Origin of the sequence: Enterococcus sp. E5-37, from assembly GCF_035726925.1 — a bacterium.
In the GTDB taxonomy this organism is placed as follows: Bacteria; Bacillota; Bacilli; order Lactobacillales; family Enterococcaceae; genus Enterococcus_B; species Enterococcus_B faecium.
This window is the reverse complement of sequence record NZ_JAPMLG010000015.1, coordinates 25,063-42,646: the sequence shown is the minus strand read 5'-3', so window position 1 is coordinate 42,646 and position 17,584 is coordinate 25,063. Positions and strand designations below refer to the sequence as shown.

The following is a 17,584-nucleotide window of genomic DNA, read 5'->3' as shown; positions in this document are numbered from 1 at the left end:
GTAGTGAGGGGTTGCCCCTTGTGAGAGTAGGACGTCGCCACGCTGATGTTATTCCGGCATAGCTCAGTTGGTAGTAGCGCATGACTGTTAATCATGATGTCGTAGGTTCGAGTCCTACTGCCGGAGTTCTCATTTTGAGAAAGAGTATTGAGCTTCTTTCACTCTGGAGAGTTGTCCGAGAGGCCGAAGGAGCATGATTGGAAATCATGTAGATGGTGCAAACTGTCTCAAGGGTTCGAATCCCTTACTCTCCGTAGCAAATTTACCTGGCCCGTTGGTCAAGCGGTTAAGACACCGCCCTTTCACGGCGGTAACACGGGTTCGAATCCCGTACGGGTCATTTTAATTGAATGTTGGAGGTTTAGCTCAGCTGGGAGAGCATCTGCCTTACAAGCAGAGGGTCAGCGGTTCGATCCCGTTAACCTCCATAATGAACTGGTTCCGTGGTGTAGGGGTTAACATGCCTGCCTGTCACGCAGGAGATCGCGGGTTCGATTCCCGTCGGAACCGTCGTTCTTGTTATTCAATTAATAATTTTAAAATATGGCGCGGTAGCTCAGTTGGTAGAGCAACGGATTGAAGCTCCGTGTGTCGGCAGTTCGATTCTGTCCCGCGCCACCATGGAGGAGTAGCGAAGTGGCTAAACGCGACGGACTGTAAATCCGTTCCTTAGGGTTCAGTGGTTCGAATCCACTCTCCTCCATTTTATAGGGGCATAGTTTAAAGGTAGAACAGCGGTCTCCAAAACCGTTAGTGTGGGTTCAATTCCTGCTGCCCCTGCCATGGCGAATGTGGCGAAGTGGTTAACGCACCGGATTGTGGCTCCGGCATTCGTGGGTTCGATTCCCATCATTCGCCCTTTTTATTCTTGGGGTATAGCCAAGCGGTAAGGCAAGGGACTTTGACTCCCTCATGCGTTGGTTCGAATCCAGCTACCCCAGTTTCTATAATTTATTCTTTATTTTATAGATTGATAATAGTATAATGGCGGTATAGCCAAGTGGTAAGGCAGAGGTCTGCAAAACCTTCATCACCGGTTCAAATCCGGTTACCGCCTTAGTACTAATAAATCAACTTGCCGGCGTGGCGGAATTGGCAGACGCGCTGGACTCAAAATCCAGTGCCCGTTGAGGGCGTGCCGGTTCGACCCCGGCCGCCGGTATTGACTAAGATGTCTTCATCTTAGTTTTTTATTGAGAAATTAAATAACATCTTTTATGATGGCGAATGTGGCGAAGTGGTTAACGCACCGGATTGTGGCTCCGGCATTCGTGGGTTCGATTCCCATCATTCGCCCTTTATTCTTGGGGTATAGCCAAGCGGTAAGGCAAGGGACTTTGACTCCCTCATGCGTTGGTTCGAATCCAGCTACCCCAGTTATTATTTTTAAATTTGCCGGCGTGGCGGAATTGGCAGACGCGCTGGACTCAAAATCCAGTGTCCATTGAGGACGTGCCGGTTCGACCCCGGCCGCCGGTATAATTATCAATATAGCAACTTTCTTATAGAGAGTTGCTATATTTTTTTGTTTTTATGTAATTACCTCCAAATCAATTCGATACAAGTATTATCATAAAACGAGTAAAAAAGATATTGATAACGCTTTTATTATTTGTTAAACTATTTTTGTAAATTATGTAGGGTGCTACTATTCAATTAGGCACGACCTAAGAAAGGGTTCTTTCTTAGGTCGTTTTTTGTCTTTAAAAATTGTTTGGAGACAAAAATATGTATGAAGGAGTCTGCAAGTTGTTTTGTTTTATCATATAGAGGAGGTGAATTAACGGTGTATGTGATGAAAAAGCTGAATCATAATGCTGTATTGATCGATGACGATGGAATAGAAAAAATTGCGATGGGGAAAGGGATTGGCTTTTCTGCTAAAGTGAGTAAGCCATTTGATGTTGAGGATGCTGACAAATTATTTGTATTAGATTCTAAAGAAAAGATCAAACGATTCAGTGAGATAGTCTCGCAGATTCCAATCGAATTTATGGATTTTGCGGAAGAAGTGATTGAACTGATAACAGCTAGGATCTCCTCTCCATTAGATTCAAATATCTATATTACATTGACAGATCATATTTATTTTGCTATTCAACGAAAAAGAGAAGATAGAGATGTCACAGCAATTATGTTGCCAGAAATGAGATTCCTTTATCCAAATGAATATGATATAGCAATAGAAGTAGTCGAGCGAATCAATCATCGATATCAAACCGAGTTAGGGTCAAATGAAGTAGGATTCATCACTATGCATATCATTAATGCTGAGCTAGGAGAGCCTAATAGTTTAAAGAGCTTAAAAATAGTAGAAATGACGACCACGATTTTGTCCCATCTAGAAAAATCCTATTCAAACGTTTATGATAAAGAATCACTGACTTATCATCGCTTAATGGTTCATATCAAATTCCTGGTTAAACGCTTGATTTATCAGGAAGAAACGCCAGTAGAAAATATTGGTTTTTTTACTGAAACATTTAAACATAGCAAAGCGTATTGTACAGCACTAAAGATTAAAGATATCATCGAACAGCAATTTCAACTTGCCATTCAAGAAAATGAAATCATCTATTTGGCAATTCATCTAGCACGAATCTATTAAAATAAGGGCGTAACTATCTATAGGCGCAACCAAATGACACATAGTAAATGGACTATGATTATTTGGTTGCGCCTATTTTAGTAGAAAAAAGAAGGAGAATGAAATGGGAAAAGTGATTTTTAATTCGGATGATTTTGGCTATAGCCATGGTGTGAATTATGGGATTATGGATGCTTATCAGCGAGGAATTTTGACATCAACTACATTGATGGCAAATATGCCGGGTTTCGAGCACGCTGTGAAACTAAGAAAGGAAATGCCTAGGCTAGGTGTAGGAGTCCATTTAACATTGACGTGTGGCAAACCACTTCTCAAAACTGTCGATACTCTTATCGAAAGCGGAGAGTTCAGATCCTTATCTTATTATCAGCATCCATTTAACATTGACAAAGATCAACTGTATCAGGAATGGAATGCTCAGATTCAAAAAATTTATCATGCGGGGATCATACCAACTCATTTAGACAGTCATCATCATACTCATACTTTGGATGAAAATCAGGAGGTAGTTGTTACATTAGCAAAAAAATATGATTTGCCGGTTCGGAGCAACTTTGAACGAAAAGATGAAGTTCGTCATGTCGATTATTTTGAGCCTTGTTTCGATGTCGTAGGAGAAACTGATGAAAAAAAACGACAAATCAATACGAGTGTGGAAGAATATTTGGCAAGTTTACTCATGATATTGAGAGAAGATAAAACGATCGAAGTCATGTGTCACGCAGCGTATTTGGATCAGGAATTGTTAAATGGTTCAAGTTTTGTGTATCCTCGTACCCACCAAGTCGAATTTTTAATTCATTCAGCATTTGCTCAAAAAGTGAAAAATGATTCTTTGATTGAGTTAGTAACATATGAGGATATTTAATAGAGGAGGAATAAAAATGAATGTTAAATCAAATGTGCAGAAACTTGGAAGAGCGATGCTACTTCCAGTTGCAGCGATGCCATTAGCGGGATTGATCATGCGTTTATCAGCTGATGATATGCTGAACATCCCAGTAATCGGTGCAGCTGGAAATGCCGTTTTTGGAAACTTGGATATCTTATTTGCTATAGGAGTTGCAATCGGTTTTGCCAAAAATAAGGACAAAGGAATACCTGCACTTACTGGTTTTTTAGCGATTGCTACCTTGAAAAAAGGCTTAGAAATTATGGACCCAGAAGTGAATATGGGGATTTTTGGTGGAATTATTTCCGGTTTAGTAGCGGCATGGACGTATAATCGCTTTAAAGAACAAAAATTACCAGTAGTTTTTTCTTATTTTGCGGGCGAAAAATTCCCATTGACTATGGTGATGATTCTACAAACAATCGCAGCTGTTTTTTTAGGCTTTATCTGGCCGCTCATCCAAATTGGGATTGATAATTTTGCAAAACTGCTCGTTGATATGGGGGCATTAGGTGTGGGGATATTTATGTTTTTGAATCGTTTGCTGATCCCCTTTGGACTGCACCATGTGTTGAATACGTATATTTATTACGATTTAGGAAGCTATACATCTCCTAGCAAGGAAGTTTTCAGAGGAGAGATGACACGCTTTATCAACGGAGATCCTCAGGCTGGACTGTTTTTATCAGATTTTTTTGTAGTAATGATGTTTGGTATACCAGCTATATGTCTAGCTATCTATAAAGCAGCTTATAAAGAAAATAAAGAGATGGTCAAAGGAATCATGGGAAGCGGTGCAGGAACTTCATTTATTGCAAATATCACTGAGCCTGTTGAATTTAGTTTCATGTTTCTTTATCCTATGTTGTACGTGATCCATGCACTTTTTGCCGGTTTAGCAGGGATTGTCTGTTACTTATTCAATATACGAATTGGTTTTACATTCGGAGCATGTATTGTTGATTATCTCATCAATTTTCGAATCGCTACCAATGCTATTTTGATTCTTCCAATCGGAATTTTCTTTTTTGCCTTGTATTACGTTACTTTTTATTATTTGATCAATAAGAGAAACATTCAGACATTAGGACGTGAAGCTAAGGCAGAGTTTGGCAATGAAGTAACCTTAGAAGAAACAGAGTTAGGGTTAGCAAGTAAAAATTATGAATATATGGCAACAAAAATGCTACAAGCGTTTGGAGGAAAAGCCAATATCCTGGATGTCTATAGTTGTAATACACGCCTACGGGTAGAGGTAGTGGATCCCACCATGGTCGAGGAACAGCGAATCAAGCAATTAGGGATAAGCGGGATCATTAAACCAACTGAAAAAAATTATCAAATTATCATCGGCTTAGAAGTGACTTATGTTATGGCAGAATTCAATAAATTATTAGAAGAATAGAAAGGAAAAGATGATGATGAAAAAACAGATTATTACTATAGCTGGAGGCGGGAGTACGTATACACCAGGAATCGTTCAAGCCATTTTGAACAATGAAAAACGGTTGCCATTATCTGAAATACGTTTATATGATATTGATGAAGAAAGAAATATGGATATGTACTTGATTGTTAAATTTATGCTGAAAAGAAAAGGTTTTTCAAATATTCGCATTCGTGCAACGGATGATCCAAAGCTTGCTTTTACAGGATGCGATTTTGTTTTCTCACAAATTCGTGTTGGAGGATTGGAGATGCGAGAAAAGGACGAAAAGATTCCACTTAAACATGGATTAGTAGGACAAGAAACGTGTGGACTCGGAGGATTTGCTTATGGGATGCGCTCAATCAAAGGTTTATTGGAAATTGTTGATCATATACAAGACTATGCCCCCAAAGCATGGATTTTGAATTATACAAATCCAGAGTCGATCGTTTCTGAAGCTGTTCGTCGTAAATATCCGAATGTAAAAATGATTAATGCCTGTGATATGACTATTTCAATTGAAGAAACGATTGCAGTGAATTACGGTTATGATCGTAAGAATTGGATCGTTACGTATTATGGTTTAAACCACTTTGGCTGGTATACATCGATTTATGATAAAGAATTGCAACGAGAAATTATGCCAGAGATTATTGAAAAACTAACAACAAAAGAAATGCAAGTCGCCGATTTTAATATAGGAGACAAAACTTGGCAAAAAACCTTTCAAATGATGTCAGTCATCACGAAAAATTTTCCAAGTAATATCCCGAATAATTACTTAGAGTATTACTTATATCCTGATATGGTCATTGAGCATACTGACAAAGAGTATACACGTGCTAATATGGTCATGGATGGACGAGAGAAAAATACCAAAGAAATGGCTGATAAAATACGCCGCGGTATTGTGGAAGAAGTATTGAACTTTAATTTTGGGGAGCATGGACAATATATCGTCGATATAGCTATTTCCTTGTTGAATGATGATCGTCGTCGCTTTATGCTAATCGTTCCTAATCAAGGGGCGATTCCGAATCTACGGTCAGATGCAGTTGTTGAAATACCGGCATATGTTGGTGCAACTGGTGTGGAGCCAATTACACTAAGAAAACCAATCAGTGATTTTCATAAAGGATTGATGGAGGCACAAGTTGCAGCAGAGAAGTTACTAGTAGATGCTTACTTTGAAGGTTCTTATCAAAAAGCTTTACAAGCATTTACATTGAATCAAACCGTACCAAATGCTAGAGTCGCAAAAAAAATACTAGATGAAATGATCAAAGTAAACAAAAAATATTGGCCAGCATTAAAGTAGAGGTGATAAAAAGTGCATTTCTTTAAAACAAGAAACATTCTAAAAGCTGTAGCTAGTGGTCAAATTATTCCATTAACAGCAGTAAAAGACGAGGTCTTTTCTTCAAAAATGATAGGAGTTGGATACGCTATAACGAATCATGATGGATATATCCATGCGCCAGTTAAAGGAATAATCGATAATATATTTCCTACCCGACATGCCATAACGATCGAAAGTGAATCTGGCAGAAAAATACTGATCCATATGGGGTTAGATACGGTTGAACTCGAAGGAAGTCCGTTTCAGATACGGGTTGAAAGTAACCAGGAGGTAAAAGAAGGGACACTGTTAGCTATTATAGATTTGAAGAAGTTGGAGCAAGCACAAAAAGATACGGTGATCATTGTAGTTTCTCCAGGCATTTTTGAAGGAAATTTATTAAAACAAAACCAAGAAGTAAAGATTAAAGATAGTTGTTTTGAATTTTAGTGTACGATGAAAAAAGTTAAATAGGGTGATATTTATGGGTGAATTTACAAAATTTTTTTGAAATGATATGTTTCAATCACTAGATTTAATCATTTTGATTTTTGTTAATTATCGAATTTTTTTGTTGCTCCTATGATTTAGAAAACTTATTTTCAGGATTCTTAAAAATAAATTTGATTATTTAAGAGAATATATTGAAATAAAATTTCTTAATTATATAATTAGTTATGAACATTCTTTGCGTTGTCATGCAATGAATGGTTCATATTTTATTGAAAAGGAGTGGTTTTAGTGGAAAAGCTGATGAAATGGGTCGAAGAGAAACTTGTCCCACCAATGGCAAAAATTGGTACACAGCGTCATTTATTAGCAATTCGTAATGGGGTTGTTTCAACATTGTCATTGATTTTGATTGGGACATTTTTTATGGTCTTTATCAATTTACCGTTTCCTGGATGGAATGAATTTATTGCCCCTTATTCGGCAACGATTGTTTTACCCTTTAGGATGACGATGGGATTGATGGCTATTTATGCAACTTTTGTTATGGGTTCGGATCTAGCTAAATCATATGGATTAGATAGTGTGACAGGGGGTATATTATCTTTAGGAACGTTCTTTATGTTACAAGTTCCTGAAAACGTTTTAACTCCTGAAGAGGCACCTCTTGGCTGGGTCTTACCTATGAGTTCTTTGGGAGCATCTGGGATGTTTGCGGGGATCTTATCTATGATTTTTGCAGTGGAAGTATATCGTTTCTTTAAAAATCGAAATATTACTATCAAAATGCCAGAACAAGTGCCACCTGCTGTTGCCCGTAGTTTTGAGGCATTGATTCCAGGTGCAGTCATTTTAACAATTACTTGGCTGATTCGAAGCGTCGCGGGCTTTGATGTAAACGCCGCCTTATTATCGTTATTCGAGCCTTTAACCAATATTTTAGGGAATAATTTGCTTGGTGTTTTACTACCAATGTTTTTGATCCATTTGTTGTGGTCATTTGGTATCCATGGCATGAGTATTGTAGGGGCTGTTGTTCGTCCAATGTGGCTGATCATGTTGGATGAGAATGCAAAGGCATTGGCAGATGGTACAGCTGCCACCCAATTACCCTATATCGCTCCTGAACAGTTTTATCAATGGACGGTAACAATTGGTGGTGCAGGAGCAACGATCGTGGTATCTGTTTTGTTTATATTCTTCTGTAAATCAAAATTCTTGAAAGAGGTTGGTCGTTTTTCTATTATTCCTGGTATCTTCAATATCAATGAGCCCATGATTTTTGGAGCTCCTATGATGTTGAATCCTTACATGTTCATCCCGTTCAACTTAGTTCCTTTAGTTTTGACTATTATCAGTTATTTTGCAGTCAAATTAGAAATGGTCAATAGATTTACTGTTTTGCCAACATGGACATTACCAGCTCCAATCGGCGGTTATCTTTCAGCAGGAAATGACTGGCGTGTTGTTATTTTGATCATGATCAACACATTGATAGCATTTATTATCTATTATCCATTTGTAAAAGCTTATGATAAAAAGATGCTGTCAGATGAACAAAGTCGTGGAGAAAACGAAGTCCAAACTGTCTAAGTTTGGTTTTTAGAAGGTGGGAAACAATGTATTGGCTGATTTTATTTTTTGTTTTTATCTTTTTATTAACGGCTAGTCACCTTATATTGAATATGCTAGCTACATATCATATTCAAATCAATCGATGGATTTGGGCACTGGCATCATTTTTGATCGTGATTCTTCCAAAGATCATTGTACCGCATATGAATGTTTTGTTTTCATGGGGGACATATGTACTTTGTGGAATTTTTGCTATCAATTTTATGATCGAGCAGCATAGATGGTTTGTCACATCGAAGCTTTAAATGTTCTAAAAGTGGTTGTGACAGAAGTGGTTAGCTTCAAGAAATAAGAAGAAATTTACAAATAAGAAGAAATTTACGAAAATTGCTTCTTAAATTTTTGTGAAATGTTGGCTTATTTTTCGTTTGGTTGAACTTATTACCGCAGATGCAAGCTTTTGACCACCGTTTATTCGGAATATGGGACTGTGACAAGGCTTTTGTCACAGCCCTTTTTTACATAAAGATTATTATTGTTTTAACTGTTTTGGCAGAAAGAAGGAGGCAAAAATGAAAATTTTATCAGCAATGGATTTAGAATTAGTAGATCTACTACCAAAGTGATCAAGTCAAATATAGATTTGGGAGCTTACAACCATATAGTAGGGGCTGCAGTATGGTGTATGAATGGTAATATGTATGATGAGAGTGTTTATTCAAATCATGAAACGTGTATAGAAATAATTGCGCTGGGAATAGCAATCAGTCATGGTGAACGTGACTTTTAGTGTATCGTTGCTGACGACATAGAACATTCTGACATGATCTACTCAGCATGTGGGGATTGCTGGCAGTTTATATAGGAGTATGCATCGGATTGCGAGATCATTGTCTCAACAGAAGAGGGAGGTTGATTATTAAAGATAAAGTGGTAAATCCTACATTTGATTTAGTAATTGTTGAGGGGACTAGCAGCACAAATCTCTACAAAGCGATGCTTCTAGATCTATATGACACACTTTAAGAAAATGTATTTGCCTAATTATTATGGTCTTTCTTTTGAAGAAACGTTGAGATGATCCAACCAGAGAAAGGTGTCAAAGAATTTGACTAAGAATAAATGGCAGACGCTACCTATGCTCATTTGGATAGCGTCAGATCTTTTATTTTAAGGATGATTTTGTGTTTTTTAGACACCGTAATTTAAGTAACTCTAACTTTTCAATCCACTATTTACTTTTTTTGTATTTTCACTGTCTGGGTCTCGAATAGCGAAATTACTGATGAGTCTCTATTAAAAAAGCTTTTTCTACTTGAAACTATATTGGGTGGTTGCTCAGGAAGGTTTCGATTTCTTGAATTGCTTGTTGTGGACCATTTATTGGAAAAACGGCTTGCAGCGTGCGTGCCTGCTGACGAATCTTGGGTGAAGAAACTTCGCGCAGAGCAATCTGCAGTTTTCTTTCAGTCACTGGTTTTGTGAGGGCGATTGCGTTTCCGTATTTTACACAATAGTCAATATTACAGCTTTGCTCAAATTGCATCCCCACACCGATAAACGGTTTGCCGGATTCACAGGCAGTTTGGACGGTCCCTTCCCCGCCGTGGATAAAAGAAAAATCAATAAATTCATGCAAAAGATGACTAGACAGATATTCTGTTATTAAAAGATCTTCTGAGTCAGATTGAATGTCATCAAGCAGATAGTCAATAGGTGCAATAACCGCTAGATCCGGTTGTTTTTGTAAGAAGAACAAAATTTTGCGTAACATACGCGGATTGCCTGAACTACCCATTGCGAAATAGATAATACGTTTTCTTTCTTGTTGCTTTCGCTGTATAAAAGTTAGCACTTCTTCAGGCAAGGAAGTACTGAGCTTAGCAAAAATTGGACCAACGATTCGATAATTTTCCGGCAGCTGTTCTTCTTCCAAAAATAATTTAGGCGTTGTGATGAGATTTAGATCAGCATCCATCATTTGTAAACTTGTTTTTGGTAAAGGAAGCATTTCTTTTTGTGCAGCGTGTTTGAAGGCATTGGGGATCCATCGGGTATTTACTATACGCTTTTTTGTCCAGTGCCAAAGGGGATTGCTTAAAGGGCCGAAGAAACGTAACTCGTGGGGCATCAGCGCATGCTCTGATTGAAAAAAAGGTTCACTCAAAGCATAGGGTTTAACATATACTAAAGGAATCTTTTTACTGCGGGCCGATAAAAAAATTGTCACATTCGAACCTGTCACAATCAGTCGAGGCTCAAACTTAGCAATCAGACTCTGTTCACTAGTGATACGAGAGGCAACCATTTCTTTGGTAAAAGGGTTTTTAAGTGTACGCAACTGGTCAAATTTTATGATTTGTTCTTCTTGTTTTTTCGTAAGGATCGGCGCTAGTAAATGATACTCAAAGCCACTTTCTGTGATCAAAGGAGCAAAAGTTTTAGAAAAGCCAAAGAATACACAGTAATAACGGTCTTTCATAGCTTTGGCAACCTCAATCATTCGTGTTGTCTCAGCTAAATTGAATACTGCAGGAGCAAAAAGAATTGTCTTCATGAAATCCTCCTTATTGGAATGAGTCTATCCCTTCGTTTCTTACTAGTATACTAAAAAACACAGCGTTCGAGTAGCCTATGTATATTTTGAATATTAAACTGTCTCTCGCTGTTTTCACAACTTCTAAATTTAAATTTTGTAATCAAGTTGAAACTCCAATTTTCAAAAAAACACGCAACAATTTTTTGATCGATTTATATGTTGTGCCAGATAAATACGAGAAGTTGTGTCATTAAAAATAAACATGATGATTGAGAACATAAAAAAATAAAATAATTATATTAATTGATAGGTGTGCTGTCGTCATTATACACACGTAAGAAAGAAATAGTTATGTTTAAAAATATTCTTAGACTTTCTCGCCATGACAATTTTCACTATGTGTTATAACTGTAAACGATAATTATTCAGATAACACAAAAAGAAATCAAGGAGCAGATACGCCAGTTGTTTAATTTGAATATTATTTTAAAATTAAAATTTTTATTCTGTTCTAAACATTTTTGGTTGTTTAGAACTTTTTTTTGTGTATGATATAAAGGAGAAATAATTTTTTAAAGGGAAGGAAATTGTTTTGATTAAAGTAGATGGAGCGTTACTAAAAGAATACCGAAAGAAAAAGGGGTTAACACAAGTACAATTAGCAGAAGGCATTTGTGAACAAGCAACTGTCAGCAATATCGAAAACAAGAATATGTCGCCAGGCATCAATATCTTAAGTGCGCTTTGCAAAAAGCTGAATGTCGAGATCTCCGATATATTAGTAGAAACAGAAGAAGACAAAATCAGGAAAAAAATAAATGAGATTCAATCATTGAATTCTGTATCAAAATACCAAGAATCTTATAAAATTTTACAAACGATCGATCAGGAAAAAGTAAGTAATTCTGATCTTTTAAATCAAATTTTATTTTATCAAGGACTGCTTGATCATCTTTATGCGAAAAAACCAGATGCAGCATTATTTTATTTTAATCAAGTGTTGGAACAAACGACCGAAACAGATATCCATCACTTACAAGCAGCTGCAAACGTGGCAATGATCTACTTGTCAAAAGGAGAATTAGATTTTGCGAAAGTTTATGTGGAGCGTACACTTAAAATCTTGAGTGAGACTGATTTTGATAATCTGATGGTCTGCATTGTATATTATGATATCGCCACCTATTACCGCAAAATCGAGGATTATGATAAAGCAATCCAATTATGTGAGAAGGGTATTGAGTATAATAAGAAACATAAATCAACTTATACATTGGAATACTTGCTTTATGAAATTGCTTCTTGTCATAAGCAATTAGGAGAAGACGATTATTTAGAAAGATATATGGACGCAAAAAAAATAGCGCGTTTCAACGGAAATGATTACGCGGTAAAGGTGATTGAAAACGACCTGAAATAAAGTGGTTGTGAAATCAGTGTTCTGATTTGAATACCGTTTATTCGAAAAAAGGAGGTGTGACTTTTGTCACACCTCCTTTTTTCGATATTGTTTGATTCCTATTTAGGCAACATATAACGGTTATAAAAGAAGCAATAGATTATGATGGTATCGATTGGATGGATACATCTTGGGATTCCTTTATCAATTTGAACGTAGTGTGTTTTTTATTAGAACTTATAACTGTAAAAAATGGTGTTTTAACCAGTTTTTCGATAATCTTAACTACCTAAACAAGCATATTTACATCATAATTCTTAAAATGAATCTACTTGAATGGTTTTTATCCCCGTATTTCTGATCTCCTCTAATACTTTTTCAGAACAAAATTTATCAGTGATCAAATAGTCAAAGACAGAAATATCAGCAATCTTGAATTTTGACGTCAGTCCGATTTTTCGATGATCAGCGACTAAAATCTTACATTTGATTGTCTTGTTGACCATCATTTCGTTGATCGTTGATTCATTTAATATCTTTGTTGTGACCCCATGTACTACATCGACTCCGCTACAGCCAATGATACAAATGTCTGCATTGACTGAAGAAATCGTATTTAATGCGATGTCGCCCACTAGTGCTTCTTTTGGAAAGCGCATCTCTCCACCAGTTAAAATATAACTACAATTATCTTTGTGCGGAGAGTAATTGATTTTCACGTTGTTTGTAATGACTGTCAAATGGTTAGATTGAAGAAAATCCAGTGTTTTCAACGCAGTCGAGCTAGAATTGATAAACAGCGTATCATAATCGTTAATGTATTTACTAGCTTCTCTGGCAATCGCTTGTTTAATCCTTTCAGGACCAGATTGATCAAAATCAGTCTGGTTTTTGTAATTATAAGAACAATAACCGTAATTGCGTATGATCTCGTTTTTTTCTTCTAATAAATTTAAATCTCTGCGTATCGTACTAATAGATACATCCAGAGATTCAGCTAATTCAAAAGTTGACAATTGTTCGGTTTGCTGAAGCAGTTCCAAAATTTCTTTTTGACGTTTTTCAATATTGACAAGTGAGTTTTTCATGACTTTTGCCTCCTAAGGGACATCTTGATCCATGGGTTTATTTGACTAGTTGTTCATTTAAACATTCATATCTGTCTTTATTATACTGAAACAATCATTGGTTACTGAAAGAAAATCATATAAAAAACAAACGGTCATATAAAAGGGTTTTCATGGATGCTGATACACATTAATATTTACTTGTAAGTTGTAACAACGATATGGGGGGAGCAAGCAAATGAGTAAAACTGTCAATGAAGTAACAAAAGAAAAGTGGTTAGTAGAAACATTTCCTGAGTGGGGCACATACTTGAATGAAGAAATCGAAACAGAAGTAGTGGATCCTGGAACTTTTGCTATGTGGTGGTTAGGCTGTACGGGAATTTGGCTGAAAAGTCATGAAGGAACGAATATTTTATGTGATCTATGGTGTGGGACGGGAAAACGTAGTCATGGGAATGGCATGATGAAAAAAGGCCATCAGATGATGCGTATGAGTGGCGTTCAAAATATGCAGCCTAATTTACGTACTCAGCCTTTCGTAATCGATCCTTTTGCGATAAAAAATGTAGACGCTTTAATCGTTACACATATCCATTCCGATCATCTAGATATCCATACAGCCGCAGCAGTTCATCAAAATTGTCCTGAAGCAACATTCATTGGGCCAAAAGAAGTGGTTCGCACGTGGCAAAAATGGGGAATTCCTGAAGAAAAAACGATTACAGTAAAGCCAGGTGATGCAGTCAAAATCAAAGACATCAATGTAGTAGCTTTAGAAGCGTTTGATCGGACAGCGTTGGTCACTTGTGAAGATCCAGAAGAGGTATTAAAAGGAAAAATGCCTCAGGAGATGGATCAAATTGCAGTAAACTATTTATTCGAAACATCAGGAGGGAATCTTTATCATGCAGGAGATTCACATTACTCCAATTTATTTGCCAAACATGGTAATGAACACAAAATCGATGTCTGTTTAGGGGCCTATGGTGAAAACCCACGAGGGATAACAGACAAAGTTACTTCTGTTGATATGCTGCGCATGGCGGAGTCATTGAACGCAAAAGTAGTGATTCCTGTCCACTACGATATTTGGTCTAATTTTATGGCTGATCCAAAAGAGATCACTGAAATTTGGAAATTCAAAAAGGATCGCCTGAAGTATGGATTTAAACCTTATATCTGGCAAGTAGGCGGGAAATTCATCTATCCGACAAACAAAGATGATCTTGAGTTTAATTTTTATCGAGGATTTGAAGATGTCTTCTCGATTGAAAATGATACACCGTTTCCGTCGTTTTTATAAGAAAGAAGGGGAGTTTCTTGCTGAAATACTTTTTTGACCATCAATTGATTCATTACCCAGATAAAGAAATCACGGATTGGCGTGAAGCTATCGCCGAAAGCTGTCTTGTATTGATCGATAAGGAAATTATTGATGAAACGTATGTGGAGGAGATTATCCATTGTGTAGAAAAATACGGTCCTTATATTGTGATTGCACCTCAAGTAGCAATGCCACATTCTTCAGAAAAAAGTGATGGTGTTTTTGGAACAGCTATTTCATTTACCAAATTGAAGCAGCCAATCCGTTTTGAAAGTGAAGGGGAGAATGAGGAGAAAACGGCTAGTTTGTTTTTTACACTCGCAGCAAAAGATCCAGAAGAACATCTAGAAAATATCCAAAAATTATCCGAATTATTAATGACAGATGGATTGGTTGAGCGTCTCATCTCTACGAACTCCATCGATGATTACCAAGTTGTGATGGCAGAATATAATTAATTGATAGAGGAGAAAAAAGATGGGGGAATTTTTGTTAAGCATTTGGACGTATTTTGCAACAAATATCTTGACGCAGCCAGCATACCTGATTGGTTTTATCGTGTTATTAGGCTATATTTTGCTGAAACGCCCGCTTCATGAATGCATCGCTGGATTCTTAAAGGCAACGGTCGGTTACTTTATTTTGACTGTTGGCTCTGGTGGTTTGGTCAATAATTTTCGGCCAATCTTGGTTGGACTAAAGGAACGGTTCAATTTGGATGCCATGGTTACAGATCCTTATTTTGGACAAAATGCTGTGGATGCTGGATTAATGGAGACATTTGGCCGTACCTTTGGAGATGTGATGATTTTATTACTGATTGCATTTGTTTTAAATATCTTATTAGTCCGTTTTCAGAAATATACGAAACTGCGTTCCGTTTTCACTACCGGAAACGTTCAGGTTCAACAAGCAGCTACCGCTTTTTGGATTTTACTGTTTTGCTTTCCTGATCTAGGTAGGATACAAGTATTGATTTTTATGGGACTGATTTTAGGTTGTTATTGGGCAGTAGCTTCTAACTTAACAGTAGGAATCACGCAGGAATTGACAGAAGGTGCCGGATTTGCAGTGGCACATCAGCAAATGTTCGGAATCTTTATATTTGCAAAATTAGCTGAGTGGATGAAAAAGCGGGATGAAAAGAAAAATAGATCAATCAAGCAAGACAAAAAAATCGAAGATATCAAATTACCAGGATTCTTGTCGATTTTCAATGAGAATATGGTTGCTACTTCGTTACTCATGCTATTTTTCTTTGGGATCATTCTGATTGTACTAGGCAAAGATTATTTGATTCAAGCGCAATTCATGCAAGAAGGGCAGAGTTTCTTATTCTACATTATGACGACTTCTTTAAATTTTGCGGTATATCTGGCGATCTTGCAATTAGGTGTTCGGACATTCGTCGATGAACTAACTCAATCTTTCCAAGGAATCTCAAACACGATTTTACCAGGAGCTGTTCCAGGAATTGACGTAGCTGCTACTTTTGGCTTTGGTTCGCCAAATGCGGTAACGATTGGGTTCTTGTTTGGTGCTTTGGGACAGTTTTTGATGATTGGTTTACTGATTTTATTGAAATCACCAACGATCGTCATAGCCGGTTTCATTCCGTTGTTCTTTGATAATGCCGTTATAGCAGTTTATGCCAATAACCGAGGTGGATTCAAAGCCGCTTGCCTGTTCCCGTTTCTTTCAGGAATCATACAAGTAGGCGGTTCAGCATTATTCGCTACATGGATTGGGATGTCAACATATGGTGGTTATATCGGGATGTTCGACTGGGCAACAGCTTGGCCATTGTTTACAGTAATCATGAAAGTCCTAGGTTATGCTGGAATTGCCGTAGTTGTCATTGGTTTATTGGCTATTCCGCAGTTACAATACCGGAAAAATCCTGAGGGTTATTTTTTGATTGTAGAAGACTATGACACATATGCAGAAAAGCAGAGAGTATAAAAGAAAATCTGATTAGACAACACTCATAATGGAGGGATTAAGATGAGAATTTTAGTATCGTGTGCAAATGGATCAGGAACAAGCTTGATGATGATGAGAAGTGTGGAAAAAGCAATGAAAGAACTAAACGTACCAATTACCAAAATCCATCATTGTGCCATTTCAGAGGGAAAAAGTTCAGCTGGCCAATACGATGTAGTTTTTACGCCAGTCAATTTTTTGAATATGTTTACTCAGGCAGAGAAAAAAGGAGTTACAGTTATCGGTATCAAAAATGTGATGTCAGCCAAAGAAATCAGTGAAAAATTTGCTGAAACAAAGTGGTACCAAAAAAACAAGTAAAGGAAGGAACTAAGATGAGCAGGCCGAATTTGCAAATTGCGTTAGATCACAATGACTTAGAACATGCATTAGGAGATGTTATGAAAGTTGGTGATGTAGTAGATATTATTGAAGTGGGCACAATTCTTTGCTTACAGGAAGGACAAAAAGCGATTCGCTGTATTCGCAGTATGTTCCCAGATAAAAAACTAGTCGCTGATACGAAATGTGCAGACGCTGGAGGAACAGTGGCGAGTAATGTTGCAAAAGCAGGAGCAGACTGGATGACAGTCATTTGTTGTGCAACGATTCCAACTATGGAAGCAGCACAAAAAGAAATAGGTGAATTGCAAGTAGAACTCTACGGCAATTGGACTTTTGAACAAGCCATGGATTGGCATAACATCGGTATCCGGCAGGTAATCTACCATCAAAGCCGTGATGCGCTGTTATCTGGTGAAACTTGGGGTGAAAAAGATTTATCGAAGATCAAAAAACTGATTGAACTAGGCTTTAATGTTTCTGTAACTGGTGGATTAAATCCACACACATTACACTTATTTGAAGGGATCGATGTGTATACCTTTATCACTGGTCGTGGTATTACAGCAGCAAATGATCCGATGAAGGCCGCACAAAACTTCAAAGATGAGATCATTCGTATCTGGGGGTAAGG

15 protein-coding genes and 15 tRNA genes are annotated in these 17,584 nt (G+C 37.2%); 28 read left to right on the top strand and 2 right to left on the bottom strand.

Annotated features, from left to right (window positions below):
- Positions 1–52: 52 nt before the first annotated feature.
- The 22 genes from OS138_RS11375 to OS138_RS11270 all read left to right on the top strand — a co-directional run bounded on the left by OS138_RS11375 (position 53) and on the right by OS138_RS11270 (position 8,598).
- Positions 53–126: transfer RNA gene (locus OS138_RS11375), tRNA-Asn, on the top strand.
- A 39-nt stretch (positions 127–165) separates the two neighbouring features.
- Positions 166–254: transfer RNA gene (locus OS138_RS11370), tRNA-Ser, on the top strand.
- Positions 255–268: 14 nt separating this feature from the next.
- Positions 269–340 (top strand) — tRNA-Glu (locus OS138_RS11365).
- A gap of 15 nt (positions 341–355) precedes the next feature.
- Positions 356–428 (top strand) — tRNA-Val (locus OS138_RS11360).
- Positions 429–437: 9 nt separating this feature from the next.
- A tRNA-Asp gene (locus OS138_RS11355) sits at positions 438–510 on the top strand.
- A 35-nt stretch (positions 511–545) separates the two neighbouring features.
- Positions 546–621, top strand: a tRNA-Phe gene (locus OS138_RS11350).
- 1 nt (position 622) lies between these two features.
- A tRNA-Tyr gene (locus OS138_RS11345) sits at positions 623–703 on the top strand.
- Between the two features lie 6 nt (positions 704–709).
- Positions 710–783, top strand: a tRNA-Trp gene (locus OS138_RS11340).
- A 2-nt stretch (positions 784–785) separates the two neighbouring features.
- Positions 786–858, top strand: a tRNA-His gene (locus OS138_RS11335).
- 11 nt (positions 859–869) lie between these two features.
- Positions 870–941 (top strand) — tRNA-Gln (locus OS138_RS11330).
- A 45-nt stretch (positions 942–986) separates the two neighbouring features.
- A tRNA-Cys gene (locus OS138_RS11325) sits at positions 987–1,057 on the top strand.
- A 20-nt stretch (positions 1,058–1,077) separates the two neighbouring features.
- A tRNA-Leu gene (locus OS138_RS11320) sits at positions 1,078–1,162 on the top strand.
- A 61-nt stretch (positions 1,163–1,223) separates the two neighbouring features.
- Positions 1,224–1,296: transfer RNA gene (locus OS138_RS11315), tRNA-His, on the top strand.
- A gap of 9 nt (positions 1,297–1,305) precedes the next feature.
- Positions 1,306–1,377, top strand: a tRNA-Gln gene (locus OS138_RS11310).
- 17 nt (positions 1,378–1,394) lie between these two features.
- Positions 1,395–1,479 (top strand) — tRNA-Leu (locus OS138_RS11305).
- A gap of 253 nt (positions 1,480–1,732) precedes the next feature.
- Positions 1,733–2,608 (top strand): PRD domain-containing protein, encoded by an 876-nt coding sequence (locus tag OS138_RS11300; RefSeq protein ID WP_002307050.1) that lies wholly within the window; start codon positions 1,733–1,735, stop codon positions 2,606–2,608.
- Positions 2,609–2,711: 103 nt separating this feature from the next.
- Complete coding sequence (locus OS138_RS11295; protein ID WP_002307048.1) at positions 2,712–3,476, top strand: carbohydrate deacetylase; 765 nt, start codon at positions 2,712–2,714, stop codon at positions 3,474–3,476.
- Entirely contained in the window at positions 3,463–4,905 is a 1,443-nt protein-coding gene (locus tag OS138_RS11290; protein WP_325070129.1) for a PTS transporter subunit EIIC, read from the top strand. The genes OS138_RS11295 and OS138_RS11290 overlap by 14 nt, the downstream gene beginning before the upstream one ends.
- Positions 4,906–4,918: 13 nt before the next feature.
- Positions 4,919–6,247: a family 4 glycosyl hydrolase gene (locus OS138_RS11285; protein WP_442784209.1), complete on the top strand. Its 1,329-nt coding sequence runs from the start codon at positions 4,919–4,921 to the stop codon at positions 6,245–6,247.
- A 12-nt stretch (positions 6,248–6,259) separates the two neighbouring features.
- Positions 6,260–6,718: a PTS glucose transporter subunit IIA gene (locus tag OS138_RS11280; RefSeq protein ID WP_002288815.1), complete on the top strand. Its 459-nt coding sequence runs from the start codon at positions 6,260–6,262 to the stop codon at positions 6,716–6,718.
- A gap of 291 nt (positions 6,719–7,009) precedes the next feature.
- On the top strand, positions 7,010–8,311 hold the full coding sequence (locus tag OS138_RS11275) for a PTS sugar transporter subunit IIC (protein ID WP_325070127.1): 1,302 nt from the start codon (positions 7,010–7,012) through the stop codon (positions 8,309–8,311).
- 26 nt (positions 8,312–8,337) lie between these two features.
- Positions 8,338–8,598, top strand: coding sequence for a diacylglycerol kinase (locus OS138_RS11270; protein ID WP_002295336.1), 261 nt, complete (start codon positions 8,338–8,340; stop codon positions 8,596–8,598).
- 1,016 nt (positions 8,599–9,614) lie between these two features.
- Here the strand turns inward: OS138_RS11270 and OS138_RS11265 are convergent.
- Positions 9,615–10,850, bottom strand: a complete 1,236-nt coding sequence (locus OS138_RS11265) for a glycosyltransferase (RefSeq protein WP_002331059.1) — start codon at positions 10,848–10,850, stop codon at positions 9,615–9,617.
- Between the two features lie 574 nt (positions 10,851–11,424).
- On the opposite strand from OS138_RS11265, the gene OS138_RS11260 reads away from it, so the two are divergent.
- Entirely contained in the window at positions 11,425–12,252 is an 828-nt protein-coding gene (locus OS138_RS11260) for a helix-turn-helix domain-containing protein (RefSeq protein WP_002318964.1), read from the top strand.
- 296 nt (positions 12,253–12,548) lie between these two features.
- Here the strand turns inward: OS138_RS11260 and OS138_RS11255 are convergent, their stop codons facing one another.
- Positions 12,549–13,319, bottom strand: coding sequence for a DeoR/GlpR family DNA-binding transcription regulator (locus OS138_RS11255; RefSeq protein ID WP_002288823.1), 771 nt, complete (start codon positions 13,317–13,319; stop codon positions 12,549–12,551).
- 217 nt (positions 13,320–13,536) lie between these two features.
- Here OS138_RS11255 and ulaG point away from each other — a divergent pair, with 217 nt between their 5' ends.
- Genes ulaG through OS138_RS11230 form a run of 5 tightly spaced genes read left to right on the top strand, consistent with a single transcriptional unit; the run spans position 13,537 to position 17,582 of the window.
- Positions 13,537–14,604, top strand: a complete 1,068-nt coding sequence (gene ulaG / locus OS138_RS11250; RefSeq protein WP_002288825.1) for an L-ascorbate 6-phosphate lactonase — start codon at positions 13,537–13,539, stop codon at positions 14,602–14,604.
- 17 nt (positions 14,605–14,621) lie between these two features.
- On the top strand, positions 14,622–15,083 hold the full coding sequence (locus OS138_RS11245; protein WP_002295331.1) for a PTS sugar transporter subunit IIA: 462 nt from the start codon (positions 14,622–14,624) through the stop codon (positions 15,081–15,083).
- A gap of 19 nt (positions 15,084–15,102) precedes the next feature.
- Positions 15,103–16,587 (top strand): PTS ascorbate transporter subunit IIC, encoded by a 1,485-nt coding sequence (locus OS138_RS11240; protein WP_002324626.1) that lies wholly within the window; start codon positions 15,103–15,105, stop codon positions 16,585–16,587.
- Positions 16,588–16,629: 42 nt separating this feature from the next.
- Positions 16,630–16,929: a PTS sugar transporter subunit IIB gene (locus tag OS138_RS11235; protein WP_002299656.1), complete on the top strand. Its 300-nt coding sequence runs from the start codon at positions 16,630–16,632 to the stop codon at positions 16,927–16,929.
- 14 nt (positions 16,930–16,943) lie between these two features.
- Positions 16,944–17,582, top strand: a complete 639-nt coding sequence (locus OS138_RS11230; protein ID WP_002288832.1) for a 3-keto-L-gulonate-6-phosphate decarboxylase UlaD — start codon at positions 16,944–16,946, stop codon at positions 17,580–17,582.
- Positions 17,583–17,584 lie beyond the last annotated feature (2 nt).